Source organism: Dietzia sp. PP-33 (genome assembly GCF_033790845.1).
GTDB lineage: Bacteria > Actinomycetota > Actinomycetes > Mycobacteriales > Mycobacteriaceae > Dietzia.
Map to the genome: position 1 here is coordinate 286264 of NZ_JAMYEI010000003.1, position 16152 is coordinate 302415.

The 16152-nt window shown below is 71.1% G+C and carries 17 protein-coding genes and 1 riboswitch; of the genes, 11 read left to right on the forward strand and 6 right to left on the reverse strand.

The genetic code is table 11. The annotated features are described in order from the left end of the window. Together NJE57_RS07555 and NJE57_RS07560 are read left to right on the forward strand one after the other, a co-directional pair. The gene (locus NJE57_RS07555; protein WP_319027774.1) at positions 1-1188 is read left to right on the forward strand and encodes a hypothetical protein; all 1188 of its coding nucleotides are present in this window, start codon (positions 1-3) and stop codon (positions 1186-1188) included. A 4-nt stretch (positions 1189-1192) separates the two neighbouring features. After that, positions 1193-1792: a TetR/AcrR family transcriptional regulator gene (locus tag NJE57_RS07560; RefSeq protein WP_319027775.1), complete on the forward strand. Its 600-nt coding sequence runs from the start codon at positions 1193-1195 to the stop codon at positions 1790-1792. Here NJE57_RS07560 and NJE57_RS07565 read toward each other — a convergent pair. From NJE57_RS07565 to NJE57_RS07575, 3 genes are all read right to left on the reverse strand, one after another. Further along, entirely contained in the window at positions 1779-2981 is a 1203-nt protein-coding gene (locus NJE57_RS07565; protein ID WP_319027776.1) for an MFS transporter, read from the reverse strand. The two genes, NJE57_RS07560 and NJE57_RS07565, sit on opposite strands and share 14 nt — an antisense overlap. A 96-nt stretch (positions 2982-3077) precedes the next feature. Continuing rightward, positions 3078-3950 (reverse strand): bile acid:sodium symporter family protein, encoded by an 873-nt coding sequence (locus NJE57_RS07570; protein ID WP_319027777.1) that lies wholly within the window; start codon positions 3948-3950, stop codon positions 3078-3080. Between the two features lie 94 nt (positions 3951-4044). Beyond that, positions 4045-5262, reverse strand: coding sequence for an NADP-dependent isocitrate dehydrogenase (locus NJE57_RS07575; RefSeq protein WP_319027778.1), 1218 nt, complete (start codon positions 5260-5262; stop codon positions 4045-4047). A 170-nt stretch (positions 5263-5432) separates the two neighbouring features. Then, a riboswitch (SAM riboswitch) is annotated at positions 5433-5549 on the forward strand. 53 nt (positions 5550-5602) lie between these two features. On the opposite strand from NJE57_RS07575, the gene NJE57_RS07580 reads away from it, so the two are divergent. From NJE57_RS07580 to NJE57_RS07590, 3 genes are read left to right on the forward strand one after another with little or no spacing between them, the layout of a single operon-like run. Then, positions 5603-6937 (forward strand): O-acetylhomoserine aminocarboxypropyltransferase/cysteine synthase family protein, encoded by a 1335-nt coding sequence (locus tag NJE57_RS07580; RefSeq protein WP_319027779.1) that lies wholly within the window; start codon positions 5603-5605, stop codon positions 6935-6937. Between the two features lie 11 nt (positions 6938-6948). After that, complete coding sequence (metX, locus tag NJE57_RS07585; protein ID WP_319027780.1) at positions 6949-8118, forward strand: homoserine O-acetyltransferase MetX; 1170 nt, start codon at positions 6949-6951, stop codon at positions 8116-8118. Further along, positions 8115-8552, forward strand: coding sequence for a hypothetical protein (locus tag NJE57_RS07590; RefSeq protein ID WP_319027781.1), 438 nt, complete (start codon positions 8115-8117; stop codon positions 8550-8552). The genes metX and NJE57_RS07590 overlap by 4 nt, the downstream gene beginning before the upstream one ends. A 13-nt stretch (positions 8553-8565) precedes the next feature. Here the strand turns inward: NJE57_RS07590 and NJE57_RS07595 are convergent, their stop codons facing one another. Both NJE57_RS07595 and NJE57_RS07600 read right to left on the reverse strand, forming a co-directional pair. Continuing rightward, on the reverse strand, positions 8566-8913 hold the full coding sequence (locus tag NJE57_RS07595) for a DUF3017 domain-containing protein (RefSeq protein WP_319027782.1): 348 nt from the start codon (positions 8911-8913) through the stop codon (positions 8566-8568). Between the two features lie 6 nt (positions 8914-8919). After that, a complete protein-coding gene (locus NJE57_RS07600; RefSeq protein WP_319027783.1) occupies positions 8920-9780 on the reverse strand; it encodes a bifunctional methylenetetrahydrofolate dehydrogenase/methenyltetrahydrofolate cyclohydrolase in 861 nt (286 codons plus the stop codon). Between the two features lie 60 nt (positions 9781-9840). Between NJE57_RS07600 and NJE57_RS07605 the strand changes: the two genes are divergently transcribed. Genes NJE57_RS07605 through NJE57_RS07630 form a run of 6 tightly spaced genes read left to right on the forward strand, consistent with a single transcriptional unit; the run spans position 9841 to position 14807 of the window. After that, positions 9841-10332 carry a tRNA (cytidine(34)-2'-O)-methyltransferase gene (locus NJE57_RS07605; protein ID WP_319027784.1) on the forward strand — a complete coding sequence of 164 codons (492 nt, stop codon included), beginning with the start codon at positions 9841-9843 and terminating at the stop codon, positions 10330-10332. Positions 10333-10346: 14 nt separating this feature from the next. After that, the gene (locus tag NJE57_RS07610) at positions 10347-11339 is read left to right on the forward strand and encodes a metal ABC transporter substrate-binding protein (RefSeq protein ID WP_319027785.1); all 993 of its coding nucleotides are present in this window, start codon (positions 10347-10349) and stop codon (positions 11337-11339) included. Continuing rightward, a complete protein-coding gene (locus NJE57_RS07615; RefSeq protein ID WP_319027786.1) occupies positions 11336-12133 on the forward strand; it encodes a metal ABC transporter ATP-binding protein in 798 nt (265 codons plus the stop codon). Before NJE57_RS07610 ends, NJE57_RS07615 begins: the two co-directional genes overlap by 4 nt. After that, complete coding sequence (locus NJE57_RS07620) at positions 12130-12999, forward strand: metal ABC transporter permease (protein WP_319027787.1); 870 nt, start codon at positions 12130-12132, stop codon at positions 12997-12999. Before NJE57_RS07615 ends, NJE57_RS07620 begins: the two co-directional genes overlap by 4 nt. Beyond that, positions 12996-13751 carry a metal-dependent transcriptional regulator gene (locus NJE57_RS07625; protein ID WP_319027788.1) on the forward strand — a complete coding sequence of 252 codons (756 nt, stop codon included), beginning with the start codon at positions 12996-12998 and terminating at the stop codon, positions 13749-13751. Before NJE57_RS07620 ends, NJE57_RS07625 begins: the two co-directional genes overlap by 4 nt. A 6-nt stretch (positions 13752-13757) precedes the next feature. Continuing rightward, positions 13758-14807 (forward strand): C4-dicarboxylate ABC transporter, encoded by a 1050-nt coding sequence (locus NJE57_RS07630; protein WP_319027789.1) that lies wholly within the window; start codon positions 13758-13760, stop codon positions 14805-14807. On the opposite strand, the gene NJE57_RS07635 is transcribed toward NJE57_RS07630, so the two are convergent. Then, a complete protein-coding gene (locus NJE57_RS07635; RefSeq protein ID WP_319027790.1) occupies positions 14785-16143 on the reverse strand; it encodes an FAD-binding oxidoreductase in 1359 nt (452 codons plus the stop codon). The genes NJE57_RS07630 and NJE57_RS07635 overlap by 23 nt on opposite strands. Between the last annotated feature and the right edge of the window lie 9 nt (positions 16144-16152).

Genomic DNA, 16152 nt, shown 5'->3' on the forward strand with positions numbered 1-16152 from the left:
ATGGCGTACACCTGCGAACCCCATGCCCGGCAGGTCGCCGACTTCCTCGGCTTCGCCTGCGACGACGCGCACCCGGTGGGCGCGGTGCGTTCCCCCCTCGGTCTCGAACACTGGACGATGCCCCTGCTCGAGGTGTTGATCATCGCCGGCGCGGTCTTCGCGCTGGTCCACGCCTGGCGGCGCTGGCGGCGCGACGGCGACCCGGTCAACCTCGGTCTGTGGTTCGCCTCGCTGATCTACCTGGCCGTGATCGAGCCGCCGCTGTACTTCCCCGAGTGGTTCGGGCTGCAGGACTACGTGGGGTTCATCTTCTCCCACAACGTCTTCACCGTGCAGTTCATGTTCGACCGCCTCCCGCTGTACATCGTGGCGTTCTACCCGGTGATCTCGCAGATCACCTACGAACTCGTCCGTGCACTGGGGATCTTCGCCCGGCGCGGTGCCGCGGTCGGGGCGATCGCCACGGCGTTCGCCAGCCAGGTGTTCTACGAGATCTTCGACCAACTCGGGCCGCAGCTCAAGTGGTGGGCGTGGAACCCGGAGAACATGATCAACACTCCGATGTTCGCCTCCGTCCCGATGAACAGCATGTGGGTGTTCGCGTCGGTCTCGTTCGGCGTCATGGTGTGGCTCGTCGTCAAGCTCCTTGGCGGGCCCGCGCGCACCGGGACCCCGATGGGTGGTGGCTCGCTCGCCTGGCGGACGCTCGTCGCGGGTGTCCTCACCCCGGTGCTCATGGTGATCCTGGCCGCGCCCACCAGGGTGGGCGTCGACGCCGAGGGCGAGGGCACCCTCCAGAAGGTGATCCTGTGGACCTTCCTCGGCCTCCTGTGGCTCGTTGGTCTGTGGCTGCTGGCCGACGGCACACGCCGGACGTGGCGGGGCTCCGCGCAGCCCGTCTCCTCGCCGGCTTTCGTCCGCATCTACCCCGCCGCCTACGTGGTGGTGCACGCGCTGTTCTGGATCGCCGCGCTCCCGGCGTTCCTCGGCGCGACGGACGGGGTCACCTCGGACGGCACCCCGGTCGGCAGCGGGTGGTACGCCCTCGCCTGCTTCGCTGTGGCCGCGTGGTTCGTCGTCGCGGCCATCCTGGCGACCCGCACCCGGGCCCGCGCTGCCGGCACGTCCGGCAGCACCACCGCAGGCACAGAGGGTTCGTCGACGCGCGGGGCGGATATGACACCCTGATCTGATGGCGAAGCACGGGTGGGGCGGACGGCCCCCGGCGGACGAGGAGGAGGCGCGCCAGCGCATCATCGACGCCACCGCCGGCCTCATCGATCGTCAGGGGGTCGCCAAGACCACGCTCTCCGATGTCGCCGCCGAACTCGGGGTGACCCGGCAGACGGTGTATCGACACCTGGGGAACATCAGCGAGATCGTGAGTGTGGTGGCGGCGAGGGGCGCCGAGGACTTCGTCGACCGGTTGGTCTCGCACCTCGAGGGCAGCCGGTCCCCCGCGGAGGCGGTGGTCGAGGGGATCCTGTTCTGCCTGCGCACGGTGCCGAGCGACCCGCGTCTCAACCTGCTTCTCCAGCTCGGGGACACCGCGACGTTCAGTCGTGCCGCCACCTCGCCCGTGATGCTCGGGTACGGGTCGGCGATGCTGCGCCGGTTCCCCGTGGACTGGGCGGACGCCGGGGTGGACGACTCGGACCTCGACAGCCTCGCGGAGATCATCATGCGACTGCTCATCTCGCTCCTCGACTCCTCCACGGAGATCCCGCGACCGGAGGTCGAGGTCCGCGCCCTGCTCGAGCGGTGGCTCGTGCCGGGGCTCACCCCGTCCTGATCACGTCCCGATCCGTGCGACGGGCGGCCACGACGGCGCCCACGAGGATCGCCAGTCCGGCCGCCGCGAGGGCCGCTCCCGCCAGGGCCGGGGACGTGTAGCCGAAACCGAGGGCGATCACCGCCCCGCCGAGCCACGCCCCCAGTGCGTTCGCGGCGTTGAGGGCCGAGTGGTTGAGCGCGGCCGCGAGCGTCTGTCCCCTGCCCGCGTACCGCATCAGCCGGGTCTGGAGCCCGGGCACCAGCGCGGACCCCGTCGTCCCCACCAGGAACAACCCCACCAGGGCGGTGACGGGGTGGTACGCGGCCACCGCGAACGCTGCCAGGACGACGGTCATGACCGAGGCGATCGCGACCAGCCCGCGGTCGAGGTCACGGTCCGCCACCACGCCCCCGAGCAGGTTGCCGGCCACCATCCCCAACCCGTAGACGGCGAGCACCGCGGGCATCCAGCCGCGGTCGATCCCGGCGACGTCGACCATCGTCCACTGGATGTAGGTGTAGACGGCGAACATGCCGCCGAAACCCACACAGCCCACGGCCAGGGTCGCCAGGATCTGGGGCCGGGCCAGCGCGGCCAGCTCCTCGCGGGCCCGGACCACCACCCCGCCGTCCGGTTCGGGGACGACGACGGCGATGGCGGCCACGGTCAGGGCGCCGATCACCCCGACCGCGAGGAAGGCCGACCCCCAGCCGACGGTCTCCCCCAGCCAGGTGGCGGCCGGGACACCGATCACGGTGGCCACGGACAGCCCCAGCAGGACCAGCGACACCGCCCGCGCCTGCCTTCCCGGCCCCGCCAGGGAGGCCGCCACCAACGAGGCCACGCCGAAGTAGGCACCGTGCGGGATCCCGGCGAGGAACCTGGCGGCGACCAGGGCCTCCGCCGTGGGGGCGAAGGCCGCGGCGACGTTTCCGAGGGTGAACAGCACCATGAGCACCAGGAGCAGGGTGCGCCGTCGCCACCGGGAGGTCCCCACCGTGAGCAGGGGCGCGCCGACGACGACGCCGAGCGCGTAGGCGGAGATGACGTTGCCGGCCTGCGGCTCGCTGAGCCCGAAGTCGTCCGCGATCGAGCGCAACAACCCCATGGCGGCGAACTCGGTGACACCGATCCCGAATCCGCCCAGGGCGAGGGCGGCGATCGCCAGGGCCACGCGTCGCGGGGTCGGTGCAGGTACTGAGATCACCGACGCAGGCTACGCCGCCGGGGGCCGAACGGCCTGTGGGGTGGGTAGGCAGCGGGGTGGGCGGGCCGAGGAGGCCTGCGGGTCGTCCCGCCCGGACTACACCGCGGTGCGCATGAGGCGCCGACCACCGTAGATGACCCCGACCATCGTCACGTACATGACGAGGCTGTAGACAGCGGCGGCGAGTCCGACCTCCTCGTCGCCGATCACGGTGAACGCGATCAGGAGGGAGAGCGTCGTGTTCTTGATCCCGAACTCCACCGCGATGGCGATCTGCTCGGAGCGTCCGAGGCGACACACCCAGGAGAGCAGCCCACCGAGGGCGATGATCGCCAGGTTGAGCACGACGACCGCGGGGCCGACCGCCACGATCAGGTCGACGATCCGGTCGCGCTCGCCCAGGACGATCCCCACGATGAGCAGGACCAGAACCACGATCCCCACGATCCCCACGAAGCGCTCGAGGCGGTCCGCGAGCGCGGGCTTGCGGGCCCGCAGCACCATCCCGACCGTCACCGGGATGAGGATCACGCCGAGGAGCAGGCCGAACGTCTGACCGAGGGGGACCGCGACCTCGAACTCCGCCGCCCCGGGGATGAGGCGGGCTCCGAGGTCGAACCACAGCGGGAGGGTGAGGATCACCGCCACCGAGGCGAGGGCGGTGAGGATGATCGACAGTGCCACGTTGCCGCGGGCGAGATAGGTGACGAGGTTGGACGTCGCTCCACCGGGGCTCGCGGCCACCAGCACGAGACCGAGGGCGAGCAGCGGCGCCAGGTCGAACAGCATCGCCACCCCGACGCCCACCAGCGGCACCAGCACGAGCTGTCCGAGGAGACCGACGACGGTCGGCCACGGGGCCCTGGCCTGGACCGCGAAATCGGCCCTCGTCAGGCTCAGGCCGATCCCGACCATGATGATCGCCAGCGCGATCGGCAGTCCGATGTCGACGAGGGGACTCTGGTCCACGAACGCGCTCCTCGGGGTGGGGACAGGCGGTGGCGTGAACGCTAGTCCATCTACCGGGCTCCGCGACGGCTGTTCGGTGACGACCCCGCGAGGGTCAGGCGCGGGCCTTCTGCAGGTTCTCGTCCAGCGCCGCGAGGAACTCCTCGGTGGTGAGGTAGTCCTGACCGTCGCCGACGAGACCCGCGAGATCCTTGGTCATCTTGCCGCTCTCGACGGTCTTGATGACGACGTCCTCGAGTTGGTGTGCGAACTCGATGACCTCGGGGGTGTCGTCCAGCTTGCCCCGGTGTTCGAGTCCGCGTGTCCACGCGAAGATCGAGGCGATCGGATTGGTGGAGGTGGGTTTGCCCTCCTGGTGCTGGCGGAAGTGACGGGTGACGGTGCCGTGGGCGGCCTCGGCCTCGCAGGTCTTCCCGTCCGGGGTGAGCAGGACGGAGGTCATGAGGCCGAGCGAGCCGAAGCCCTGCGCCACGGTGTCGGACTGCACGTCGCCGTCGTAGTTCTTACAGGCCCAGACGTAGCCGCCCTCCCATTTGAGCGCGGAGGCGACCATGTCGTCGATGAGCCGGTGCTCGTACGTCAGGCCGGCCTCGTCGAACTTGTCCTTGAACTCACGGTCGTACACGTCCTGGAAGATGTCCTTGAACGCGCCGTCGTAGGCCTTGAGGATGGTGTTCTTGGTGGACAGGTACACCGGGTATCCGCGGTCGAGACCGTAGTTGAACGACGCACGCGCGAAGTCCTCGATGGACTTGGTGAAGTTGTACATCCCCATCACCACACCGCCCTCCTCGGGCAGGTCGACGATCTCGTGTTCGATCGGCTCGGAACCGTCGGCGGGCGTGTACGTGATGGTGACCTTGCCGGCGCCGGGAGCCTTGAAGTCGGTGGCACGGTACTGGTCCCCGAAGGCGTGGCGACCGACGATGATCGGCTTGGTCCACCCCGGTACGAGGCGGGGCACGTTGGAGATGATGATCGGCGCGCGGAAGATGGTGCCGCCCAGGATGTTCCGGATCGTGCCGTTGGGTGAGAGGTACATCTTCTTGAGACCGAACTCCTCGACCCGGGCCTCGTCGGGGGTGATGGTCGCGCACTTGACGCCCACGCCGTGCTTCTTGATGGCGTTGGCGGCGTCCACGGTGACCTGGTCGTCGGTGGCGTCGCGGTTGGAGATGCCGATGTCGTAGTACTCGATGTCCACATCCAGGTAGGGGTGGATGAGCTTGTCCTTGATGAACTTCCAGATGATGCGGGTCATCTCGTCGCCGTCGAGCTCGACGACCGTCCCCTCGACCTTGATCTTGGACATCGGGCTCTCTTTCTCCGCGCACCCTTCCGGGGCCTGCGTTGTGGGGCACATGTTGTGGGGCACATAGTGATGTGCGCCTCATCTTACCGATCAGGTGTCGTCGAGAGCGGGCGCTCGGTCCCGTTACCCCTCGTTGCAGCCGCGGGGAGGCTTAGGCTAGCCTCTCCCCAGGTCATGAGTTCCAGCGACAAGCCCCGGCTCGCTGGACGGCAACCCTCCACCGCGGTGGGGTGCCCCGGGAGACGACCTGGCCACCACCCGTCCGGGTGACAAGGCAAGCGCGGGTCCGCTGTCGTCAACGCGGGCGGACCCTTCTGACGAGAGGAGGGGCTCCGCCCCTATGACGTACGACAACAGCAATCCAGACTGGGCGTTCGACACCCGCCAGGTGCACGCGGGCCAGCCCGTCGACTCCGACACCGGCGCACGGAACCTCCCGATCTACCAGACCACCTCGTACGTCTTCGCCGACGCGAAGCAGGCGGCCGACCGCTTCGCGCTCGCCGAGATGGGCCCGATCTACACCCGGATCACCAACCCCACGGTGGCCGCTGTCGAGGACCGCATCGCCTCGCTCGAGGGGGGTGTCGCCGGGCTGCTGTTCGCCTCCGGTCAGGCGGCCGAGACCGCGGCCATCCAGGCGATCGCCCAGTCGGGTGGCCACGTGGTGGCCTCCCCCCGCCTCTATGGCGGTACCGACACGCTGCTCCGGCACACGCTGCCCAAGTACGGCATCGAGACCACCTTCGTCGAGGACCCGGACGACCCCGCCTCCTGGCAGGCGGCGGTCCGGCCCAACACCAAGCTGTTCTACGGCGAGTCCATCTCGAACCCGCTGAACGACGTCCTCGACATCCCGGCCATCGCCGAGGTCGCCCACGCCAACCAGGTCCCGCTGGTCATCGACAACACGGTGGCCACCCCGTACCTCATCCGCCCGCTGGAGCTCGGTGCGGACGTCGTCGTCTCCTCCGCCACCAAGTACCTCGGCGGCCACGGGGCCTCCCTCGGCGGCATCCTGGTCGACGGCGGGAAGTTCGACTGGCGCGTGCAGCGCGACGGCGAGGACGTCTTCCCGTCCTTCACCACTCCCGACCCCGCCTACCACGGCCTGGTCTACGCCGATCTGGGCGCGCCGGCGCTCGCGCTCAAGGCGCGGGTCACGCTGCTGCGTGACACCGGAGCGGCGGCGTCCCCGTTCAACGCGTGGACCCTGGTCCAGGGCATCGACACCCTCAGCCTGCGGATCGAGCGCCACGTGTCCAACGCGCAGCGGATCGCAGAGTGGCTCGAGGCCCGCGAGGACGTGGCAGGCGTCCAGTACGCGGGCCTGGCCTCCTCGCCCTACAACGGGCTGCAGAAGAAGCTCTCGCCCAAGGGCGCCGGGGCGATCGTCACGTTCGACCTGGCCGTGCCCGAAGGCGCGTCCGACGAGGACGTCACGGCGCAGTCCTGGAAGTTCATCGACGCGCTCAAGCTGCACTCGTGCCTGGTCAACATCGGCGACGTCCGCTCGCTGGTGTGCCACCCGGCCACCACCACCCACTCCCAGGGCACCCCCGAGGGCAACGCGATCGCCGGGGTCACCCTCGCGACCGTCCGCCTGTCGGTGGGCATCGAGGCCGTCGAGGACATCATCGGTGACCTCGAGCTCGGTTTCGCCGCGCTCGCCTGACGTCGGTCCGCATGACCCGCCCCACCGATCCGCTCGCGCTGTTGCCCCCGGGCGACGGCACCCTCGGCCACGTCGCCATCGGCGACCTCACGCTGGTCACGGGTGTCGTCCTCCCGGGGGTGACCCTCGCGGTCCAGCGGTGGGGCCGGGTCGCGGAGGACCTGTCGAACATCGTCCTGGTGGAGCACGCGCTCACCGGGGACTCGCACGTGGTGGGCTCGGTCGACTCGTTGCACCCCACGCCCGGATGGTGGAACGGGCTCGTCGGGCCCGGGCTGCCCCTCGACACCGACCGGTACTGCGTCCTGTCCGTCAACGTGCTCGGTGGGTGTCGCGGCTCGACGGGCCCCAGTTCACTCCATCCCGACGGCCACTACTGGGGGGCCCGCTTCCCCGCCGTGTCCGTCCGCGACATGGTCGAGGCGGAGCGGGTCCTGGCCGACCTGCTGGGGATCGGGCACTGGGCCGCGGTGATCGGCGGCTCCATGGGCGGCGCCAGGACCCTGGAGTGGATGGTCACCTACCCGGATCGTGTCCGCGCGGGGTGCGTCCTGGCGGTCGGCGCCCGCGCATCGGCAGATCAGATCGGCGTGCAGACGGCGCAGATCATGGCCGTCACCACCGACCCGCACTGGCAGCAGGGTGGATACCACGGCACCGGCAGGACCCCCGTCGCCGGCCTCGGGATCGCCCGGCGTATCGCGCATCTGTCCTACCGGGGTGAGCTGGAGCTGGACGAGCGGTTCGCCAACCGTCCGCAACCGGGTGAGGATCCGCGTGGCGAGGACCTGTCGATGTCGGGGCGGTTCGCCGTGCAGTCCTACCTCGACCACCAGGCCGGCAAGCTCGTCTCCCGCTTCGACGCGTGCACCTACGTCCTGCTCACCGATGCGTTGAACCGTCACGACGTGGGTCTGGACCGCGGCGGGGTCGAGCAGGCCCTGCGCTCGTGTCCCGTCCCCTGTGTGATCGGGGGCGTGACCACCGATCGCCTCTATCCCCTACGCCAGCAGGAGGAGCTCGCGGAGTTGCTGCCCGCCGCCGATCCACTGGTGGTGATCGACAGTCCGGCCGGTCACGACGGCTTCCTCACCGAGTCCGATGTGGTGGGACCCATGCTCGCCAGGACGTTGGAGCTCGCCGCGCAGGGTTCGTCCGACCGGACGCGGGGTCACGCGTGACCGACCGCGATCACACCCCCCGGCCGGCGGCCCTCGGCCTGACGGGCCTGTCCGTAGGGCTCGGCATCATCGGGGTGTCCATCGGCTTCGGCACCCTTCTGGGGATCCTCGCCACCGCCAGCGGTGACGACGCCACCACCGACTACGGGCCGATGGTGGTGACCGCGACGTCGTCGCTGGTCCTCGGGCTGCTGCTACTCATGGGAGCGGTGCTGCTCTGGCGCGCCCACCGCGCGGCACGGGTCGTCATCGGGGCGACGGTGGCGCTCCTGGCCGTCAGCTCGCTCGCACGGATGGCCCTGGACAGCATCACGTTCATCTCCGTGCTCGGCAGCGTGCTCTCCCTGTGTGCGCTGGTGGCGATGGCACTTCTGCTCGCCTCGGATGGCGTCCGTGACCACGTCCGCGAGGGTGTGCCACTGCGGCTGCGATGACCCGGGCCGGCCCTCAGCCCGTCCCGAGCGAGTCGATCGAGGTGGCGAGCCACAGCACGACGGCGCCGATGGCCAGGTAGAAGGCCACGTCGAAGCCCTTCCCCCGCACGCCGAGGAGCCGCGCGCGCTCGTCCGGCACCGCTGCCCGCAGGGCGGCGGCGGCCAGCGCCACGAGTCCGAGGAGGAACGCCCCGCGACGCCACCGCTCGAGGACGACGAACCCCAGGGCCACCGCCAACCCGGCCAACACCAGCGCGAGCGGCCACTGGGCCCGGATCTGCGACCAGCTCAGCCGCGCGGGCCTCGTGCGGCGGGGCCGGGCGTCGGTCGACCGCGACCGGTCGGGAGCGGGGTGGGTCATCCGGGCCTAGGAGGTCCCCGCGGCGAGCCGCTCGCAGCGCTCGACCACATTGGCCAGCAGGAACGCCCGCGTGAGGGGGCCGACGCCACCCGGGTTCGGGGACACCGCGCCGGCCACCTCCCAGACGTCGGGATGGACGTCGCCCGCGAGTCCGCCGTCGAGCCGGGACACGCCCACGTCGAGCACGGCGGCGCCGGGCTTGACCATGTCCGCGGTGAGCATGTGCGCCACACCGGCGGCGGCCACGATCACGTCGGCGCGCCGCGTCTCGGCGGCCAGGTCCCGGGTGCCGGTGTGACACAGGGTGACGGTCGAGTTCTCGCTGCGGCGGGTGAGCATGAGTCCGATCGGGCGGCCCACGGTGACGCCGCGACCGATCACCACGACGTGCGCGCCGTCGAGCTCGATACCGAAGCGCCGCAACAGGTGGATCGAACCGTTGGGGGTGCAGGGCAGCGGCGCGGGCTCGTTCAGCACCAGCTTGCCGAGGTTGACCGGATGCAGTCCGTCCGCGTCCTTGTCGGGGTCGATCCGCTCGAGGATCGCGTTCTCGTCGAGGTGCCGCGGCAGCGGCAGCTGCACGATGTACCCGGTACAGGCGGGGTCGGCGTTGAGCTCGTCGACTACGGCCTCGAGCTCGGCCTGGCCCGTGTCCGCGGGCAGGTCCCGACGGAGGGAGGCGATGCCGACCTGCTCGCAGTCGCGGTGCTTCATCTTTACGTAGGACCGGCTGCCGGGGTCGTCGCCCACCAGTACCGTGCCCAGTCCCGGGGTGATCCCCTGTTCCCGTAGCGCGGCGACACGGCCGGTGAGGTCGGCGACGATCTCGTCGCGGGTGAGCTTGCCGTCCAGTTTGAGTGCGGTCACGGGTGCCAGTATCCCACTCCGGCGCGGTCGCGGCGTCGCCGCACTGCGAGAATGTCGGCCATGAGCGGAGTGGACGTGCGTGTGTTGTTCGACCGGCCGTGCATACCGCCCAACACGGGCAACGCGATCCGGATGGCCGCGGGCACGGGGTGCGAGCTCCACCTGGCCGGGCCGCTGGGTTTCGACCTGTCCGAGCCGCAGCTGCGGCGCGCCGGGCTCGACTACCACGATCTGGCCCACGTGGAGGTCCACGAGGATCTGCAGGCCGCGTACCGACGCCTTCTACCGGCGCGGGTCTGGGCGTTCACCGCGCACGCCGACCTCGCGCTGCCCGAGGTCCGGTTCTCTCCCGGCGACGTCCTGCTGTTCGGTCCCGAACCCACCGGGTTGGCCGAGGAGGTGTTGGCCGACGAACGCGTGACCGCGCGGGTGCGAATCCCGATGTTGCCGGGTCGGCGCTCGATGAACCTGTCGAACGCGGCCACCGTCGCGGTCTACGAGGCCTGGCGGCAGCAGGGTTACGCAGGCGGTATGGAGATTCCGACTCCATGACTTAATATTTCGGTATGCCGAAATATCATCCGGTCGGCGTCCGTAAGCGCCGGAGCGGCCGCGCGGCGCCCGCATCCCCCGCCGCCGCGCTCGCCCTCCCCCTCGTGACCGCGATCGTGGCGTCGGCGTGCACAGCCGTTCCCACGGGTGCGACGGATGTGGACGACCGCCCCGGGTACGCCGGGCAGGACGACAGGGTGGTGGTGGCCACGACGTTCACGATCCTGGCCGACATGGCGCGCCGGGTCGGCGGCGACCGCGTCCGGGTGGATTCCGTCACGACCCCCGGCGCGGACGTGCACCAGTACGAACCCACGGTCGACGACCTCAAGAGGGTCGAGGGCGCCGACCTCATCGTGAGCAACGGTCTCGGCATGGACGACTGGCTGCTCCGGTTCATCGACGGGACCGATGCGCATCACGTGGTCACCTCCGCGGGCATCGACCCCCTGCCGGTGCGCTCGGGCAACTACACCGGCCGGCCCAATCCCCACGCGTGGATGTCTCCGGACGAGGGGGTCAGGTACATCGGGGCGATCGCCGATGCGCTCGTCCGGGTCGACCCGGACGGGGCCGAGGGATACCGGGCCCGGGCCCGCGACTACGTCGCCGATCTCGACCGACTGGCCTCCCGCGCGCGCTCGGCGGTGGCGGAGGTGCCCGAGGAGCGCCGCGTCCTGGTCACCTGCGAGGGCGCGTTCTCCTACCTGGCCCGCGACCTCGGACTGGACGAGCTGTACCTCTGGCCGGTCAACAGCGAGTCCCAGGGACTGCCGCGACAGGTCAGCGCGCTGATCGACGAGGTACGCGATCGCGGGATCCCGGCGGCCTTCTGCGAGTCGACGGTCTCCGATGCGGCGATGCAGCAGGTCGCGTCCGAGACCGGCAGCCGGGTCGCCGGTCTGCTGTACGTCGACTCCCTCTCCGCCCCCACCGGCCCGGTCCCCACCTATCTGGACCTGCTCGACCACGACCTCGAGACCATCACCCGGGAGCTGACGTCATGACGGACCGGCCATTGCCCTATTCCGCGCCCACGGGCCCGCCCGCTGTCGTCGTGACCGACCTCACCGTCGACCGGGGCCAGGTCCGCGCGCTCGAGTCGGTGTCGCTGTCCGTGCCCGGCGGGGAGATCACCGTGCTGCTCGGCCCCAACGGGTCCGGAAAGTCCACCCTGCTCCAGTCGCTGCTCGGTCTGGTGACCCCGACGAGCGGAACGGTGCGCGTTCTCGGCTCGCCCGTACGGCGCGCCCTGCGGACCGGCCGCGTCGCCGCCGTGCCCCAGTCGGACGGACTCGACGAACGTTTCCCCATCACCGCCGGCGAGGTGGTCATGCAGGGCCGACGCCGCTTCACCGGGCCGTGGCGTCGCCCCTCGGCCGTCGACCGTCTGGCCGTCGGGGAGGCCCTGGAGCGGGTCGGCTTGTCCACCCTCACCGGGCGGCGCATCGGCGAACTCTCCGGCGGGCAGCGCCGCCGCGTCCTGCTGGCCCGCTGCCTGGCCCAGGAGGCCGAACTGCTGCTGCTCGACGAGCCGTTCAGCGGCATGGACGCCGGCAGCGAGGAGGTCTACATCGACGTGCTGCGCGACCTCACCGCGGCGGGGCGGACCGCTCTGGTGTCCACGCATCACCTGAGCACCGTCGAACGGTTGGCGGACTCGGTCGCCCTGCTCAACGGCCGGCTCGTGGCGCACGGACCCGTCGCCGAGACCACCACCCCGCAGATCCTGTCCACCCTGCTGGGTGCCCGTCTCCCGGGCCCCCACGACCTGTCCGCCACCGAAGGGGCGTTTCCGTGATCGACCTGCTCGTAGAACCCATGACGTACGAGTTCATGCGGCGCGCGCTGCTGGTGGTGACCGCCTCCGGAGTGGCCGGTGCGTTGCTGAGCTGCTGGTTGGTACACATGGGCTGGTCGCTCATGGGCGACGCCGTCTCCCACGCCGTCCTGCCCGGGGTGGTCCTGGCCGCCCTGACCGGCATCCCCTTCGCGGTCGGTGCGCTCGTGGCCGCGCTGGTCGCGGTGACGCTGATCGGCGCGGTCCGCGAGAGCGGGACGGTGCGGGAGGACGCCGCGATGGGCATCGTCTTCACGGCCCTGTTCTCCCTCGGGCTGGTTCTCATCGCCCGGTTCCCGAGCGGGCAGGACCTGCACTCGATCCTGTTCGGCAGCGTGCTGGGCGTCCCCGATTCCGTCCTCGTCCAGGTGCTGGCGGTCTCGGCGTTCACGGTGATCGTGCTACTGGTCTTCCGCCGCGACCTGATCATGCTGGCCTTCGACCGGCTGCACGCCCACACCCTGGGCCTGCGGACGAGGGCGCTGACCGGGCTCCTGCTGGCCACCCTCGCCACGGCCACCGTTGCGGGAGTCCAGTCGGTGGGAGTGATCCTGGTGGTGGCCACGCTCATCATCCCCGGCGCGACCGCCCAACTGGTGGCCGACACCTGGCGGGGGACGATGATCCTCGCCGTCGTCGTCGCCCTCCTCGGCGGTGTCACCGGTCTCTACGTCGGCTACTACGCCGACCTCCCCCCGGGCCCGGTGGTGGTGCTCACCCAGGCGGTCATCTTCCTCGCTGCGCAACTCCTCGCCCCGCGGCGCGGCGTGATCCCCCGGGCGGTGGCGACCGCCCGGGCACGACGATCAGGGATGATGACGGCATGACCGACGACCCACGCCGGGTAGATGCACCCCGAGTAGATGCACGCCGCGCAGATGCACCCACAGGCCTCGCCGATCTCACCCCGACGATCCAGGCCTACCTCATGGCCGCCCACTACCTGGGTTCCGGCGGCGACCCCGTCACCCCGGGCGCGTTGGCCGACCGCCTCGGCGCCTCCCCCTCCTCCGTCACCGAAGGCGTGCGCAAGCTCGCCGCGATGGGGTTGGCCGAACACCGCCCCTACGCACCGGTCGAGCTCACCGAGACCGGCCGGTCGTTCGCCGTGGCGATGGTGCGCCGCCACCGGATCCTCGAGACGTTCCTCGCCCGGTGCCTGGAGTACCCCTGGGACGAGGTGCACGCCGAGGCCGACGCGCTCGAGCACGTGGTCTCGGACCGGTTCGTCGACGCTCTGGACGGCTTCCTCGACCACCCGCGCCGCGACCCGCACGGGGACCCCATCCCCACCCGCGACGGGCGCCTGGACCAGCCCGCCGACGTCCCCCTGGACCGGGTGCCCGAGGGCGGTACCGGTGTCGTGACGCGGGTGTCCGACCGGGACAACTCGGTCCTGCGCCATCTGGCCGAGATCGGCCTGCGTCCCGATTCCCCGGTCGGGGTGGTCTCGCGCCAGGTCGAGCTGGGGATCATCACCGTCACCCTGGGCGGGCGGGAGGTGCCGGTGGGCACGCCGGTCGCGGCGGCGGTGCGGGTCCGGCTCCCGTCCGGCGACGACGACGAGGTCGGGGCCTGACGCGCCGTGACCACCACTCCCGGTACGGACGGCCCGCCTGCGGGCCACGCGGTCCCCGGGCCCGGGCCCGCGTGGTTCGGCGCGGTCATGGGCACCGGGATCCTCGCCACGCTCCTGCAGCTCCACGCCGGGCACCTGGCGGTCTTCGCCCTCGCCGCGCCGGTGTTCCTGGGACTCGCGTGGGCGCTGCTGGTCGGTCTGGGGGCGGGCTTCCTCCGCTCGATCGTCCGCGACCGCACGGTCTGGTCCCGCTCGGCCGGTGACGCGGCGGCTCTACCGCTGTGGGGTCTGGTGTCGATGGGCCTGCTCTCGGTGGGCTCGGCCACCTTCACCGTGGTCGAGGCGCTCGCCCCCGACCTGAGGACGATCGCACTCGGGGTGGAGGCCGCACTGTGGGTGGCCGGGACCGTCCTCGGTCTGGCGACGGCGGTGGGGTTCACCCACTGGTTGATCTCGCGACGCCCGGACCACCCGCTCCCCACGTGGGCGCTGCCGATGGTGCCGCCGATGGTGACGGCCACGGTGGCCGGGCTCCTGGCCGGACAGGTCGACCCCGGGCCGCTCCGGACTGCTCTCGTGGCCGTGGGCGCGATCTGCTTCGTGGGGGCGCTGGTGCTCGGGGGCGGCGTCATCGCGGTGGCCTTCCACCACGCGTGGCGGCGCACCCCGATCCCGGTGGCGCTCTCGCCCTCCACCTGGATCCCCCTGGGGATCATGGGGCAGTCGACGGCGGCGGCGCAGGTGCTCACCGGACCCTCGCTGTCCCAGGCCGCTCGTCTGTACGGCGTGGTCGCGCTCTCCGCCGGCGCGGTGTTCGGCGCCTTCGCGGTGGTCTCCACCGCCCGGGGGCTCCGCGCGCGGATGCCGTTCAACCCCGGCTGGTGGGCCATGACCTTCCCGCTCGGCACCTGTGCGCTCGGGGCCCACTACCTGGGGTGGGAGGTCGTGAGCCTGGCCACCGTGCTCGCGCTGTGCGGCACCTGGTCCCTGTGCGCGGCCGCGAGCGTGCACGCAGTTCTGGGTCATCGCGCCTCTACAGCATCGCGCCCGGGTTGAGGATGCCCTGCGGGTCGAGCGCGTCCTTGATCCGGCGGGTCAGTGCCATGACGTCCTCGCCGAGTTGATCCGGCAACCAGTCCTTCTTCAGCCTGCCCACCCCGTGTTCCCCGGTGATGGTGCCGTCGAGGCCGATCGCCAGGTCCATCACCTCCCCGAACGCGATCCTGGCACGTTCCGCGCGGTCGGGGTCGTCGTCGGTCAGCACGATGATCGGGTGGGTGTTGCCGTCGCCGGCGTGGGCGACCAATGCGATCGGGACGTCACGTTCGGCCGAGATGCGCTCGATCCCGGCGACCAGTGCGGGGAGCGCGGGCAGCGGCACGCCGACATCCTCCAGCAGCAGCGTGCCCACCTTGCCCAGGCTGGTGAACGCGGCGCGGCGGGCGACGGTGAACTGCTCCCCCTCCTCGGGGTCGTCGGTGGCGAACACCTCGGTCGCCCCGTGGGTGCGGAACGCCTCCGCCATCAACTCGGTCTCGGCCTCCCGGTCGGGCCCGGTGAGGTCGGACTGCGCCAGCAACATCGCCCCCGCCGTGGTGTCCAACCCCATCCGCAGGTCCGCCTCCACGGCCCGGATCGAGACGTTGTCCATGAACTCGAGCATCGCCGGGCGGATGCGGCGCGTGATGGCCAGGACGGCCTCACTGCACGCGACGACGTCGGGGAAGATCCCCACCACGGTGGATCGCGGCGGCTGCGTCGGGATGAGTCGGACGATGATCTCGGTGACGATGCCCAGCGTGCCCTCGCTGCCCACGAAGAGCTTGGTCAGGCTCAGTCCGGCGGTGTCCTTCAGCCGTGCGCCACCCAGCCGGACCGCTGTTCCGTCGGCCAGGACCACCGTGAGCCCCAGGACGTAGTCGGTGGTGACGCCGTACTTGACGCAGCAGAGTCCGCCCGCGTTGGTGGCGACGTTGCCGCCGATCGAGCAGATCTCGTACGACGACGGATCCGGCGGGTACCACAACCCGTGCTCGGCGACGGCGCGCTTGACCTCCGCGTTGAACAGGCCGGGTTGGACGGTGGCCGTGCGGGTGACGGGATCGACGTTGATCTCCCGCATGAGCTCGGTGGTCAGCACGATCCCGCCCTCGACGGCGGTGGCACCGCCCGACAGGCCCGAGCCGGCGCCCCGCGGCACCACGGGGACCCCGCACTCGGAGGCCCACCGCATGACCTCCTGCACGTCCTCGGTCGACCGCGCCCGCACCACGGCCAGCGGCATCCCCGGATCCGGGGCCTCGGCCCAGTCCCGGCGGTAGCCCTCGACCACATCGGTGTCGGTGAGCACGGAGGCGCCGGGGAGGCGGGCACGGAGGTCGTCGAGGGTCATGACCCGAAC

What these genes read in the sequence shown, in the direction of transcription:
- NJE57_RS07555 (WP_319027774.1), top strand. Translation starts at nt 1, where the DNA reads ATGGCGTACACCTGCGAACCCCATGCCCGGCAGGTCGCCGACTTCCTC.
- NJE57_RS07560 (WP_319027775.1), top strand. Translation starts at nt 1,193, where the DNA reads ATGGCGAAGCACGGGTGGGGCGGACGGCCCCCGGCGGACGAGGAGGAG.
- NJE57_RS07575 (WP_319027778.1), bottom strand. Translation starts at nt 5,262, where the DNA reads ATGTCCAAGATCAAGGTCGAGGGGACGGTCGTCGAGCTCGACGGCGAC.
- NJE57_RS07580 (WP_319027779.1), top strand. Translation starts at nt 5,603, where the DNA reads ATGACGTACGACAACAGCAATCCAGACTGGGCGTTCGACACCCGCCAG.
- metX (WP_319027780.1), top strand. Translation starts at nt 6,949, where the DNA reads ATGACCCGCCCCACCGATCCGCTCGCGCTGTTGCCCCCGGGCGACGGC.
- NJE57_RS07595 (WP_319027782.1), bottom strand. Translation starts at nt 8,913, where the DNA reads ATGACCCACCCCGCTCCCGACCGGTCGCGGTCGACCGACGCCCGGCCC.
- NJE57_RS07605 (WP_319027784.1), top strand. Translation starts at nt 9,841, where the DNA reads ATGAGCGGAGTGGACGTGCGTGTGTTGTTCGACCGGCCGTGCATACCG.
- NJE57_RS07610 (WP_319027785.1), top strand. Translation starts at nt 10,347, where the DNA reads ATGCCGAAATATCATCCGGTCGGCGTCCGTAAGCGCCGGAGCGGCCGC.
- NJE57_RS07615 (WP_319027786.1), top strand. Translation starts at nt 11,336, where the DNA reads ATGACGGACCGGCCATTGCCCTATTCCGCGCCCACGGGCCCGCCCGCT.
- NJE57_RS07625 (WP_319027788.1), top strand. Translation starts at nt 12,996, where the DNA reads ATGACCGACGACCCACGCCGGGTAGATGCACCCCGAGTAGATGCACGC.
- NJE57_RS07635 (WP_319027790.1), bottom strand. Translation starts at nt 16,143, where the DNA reads ATGACCCTCGACGACCTCCGTGCCCGCCTCCCCGGCGCCTCCGTGCTC.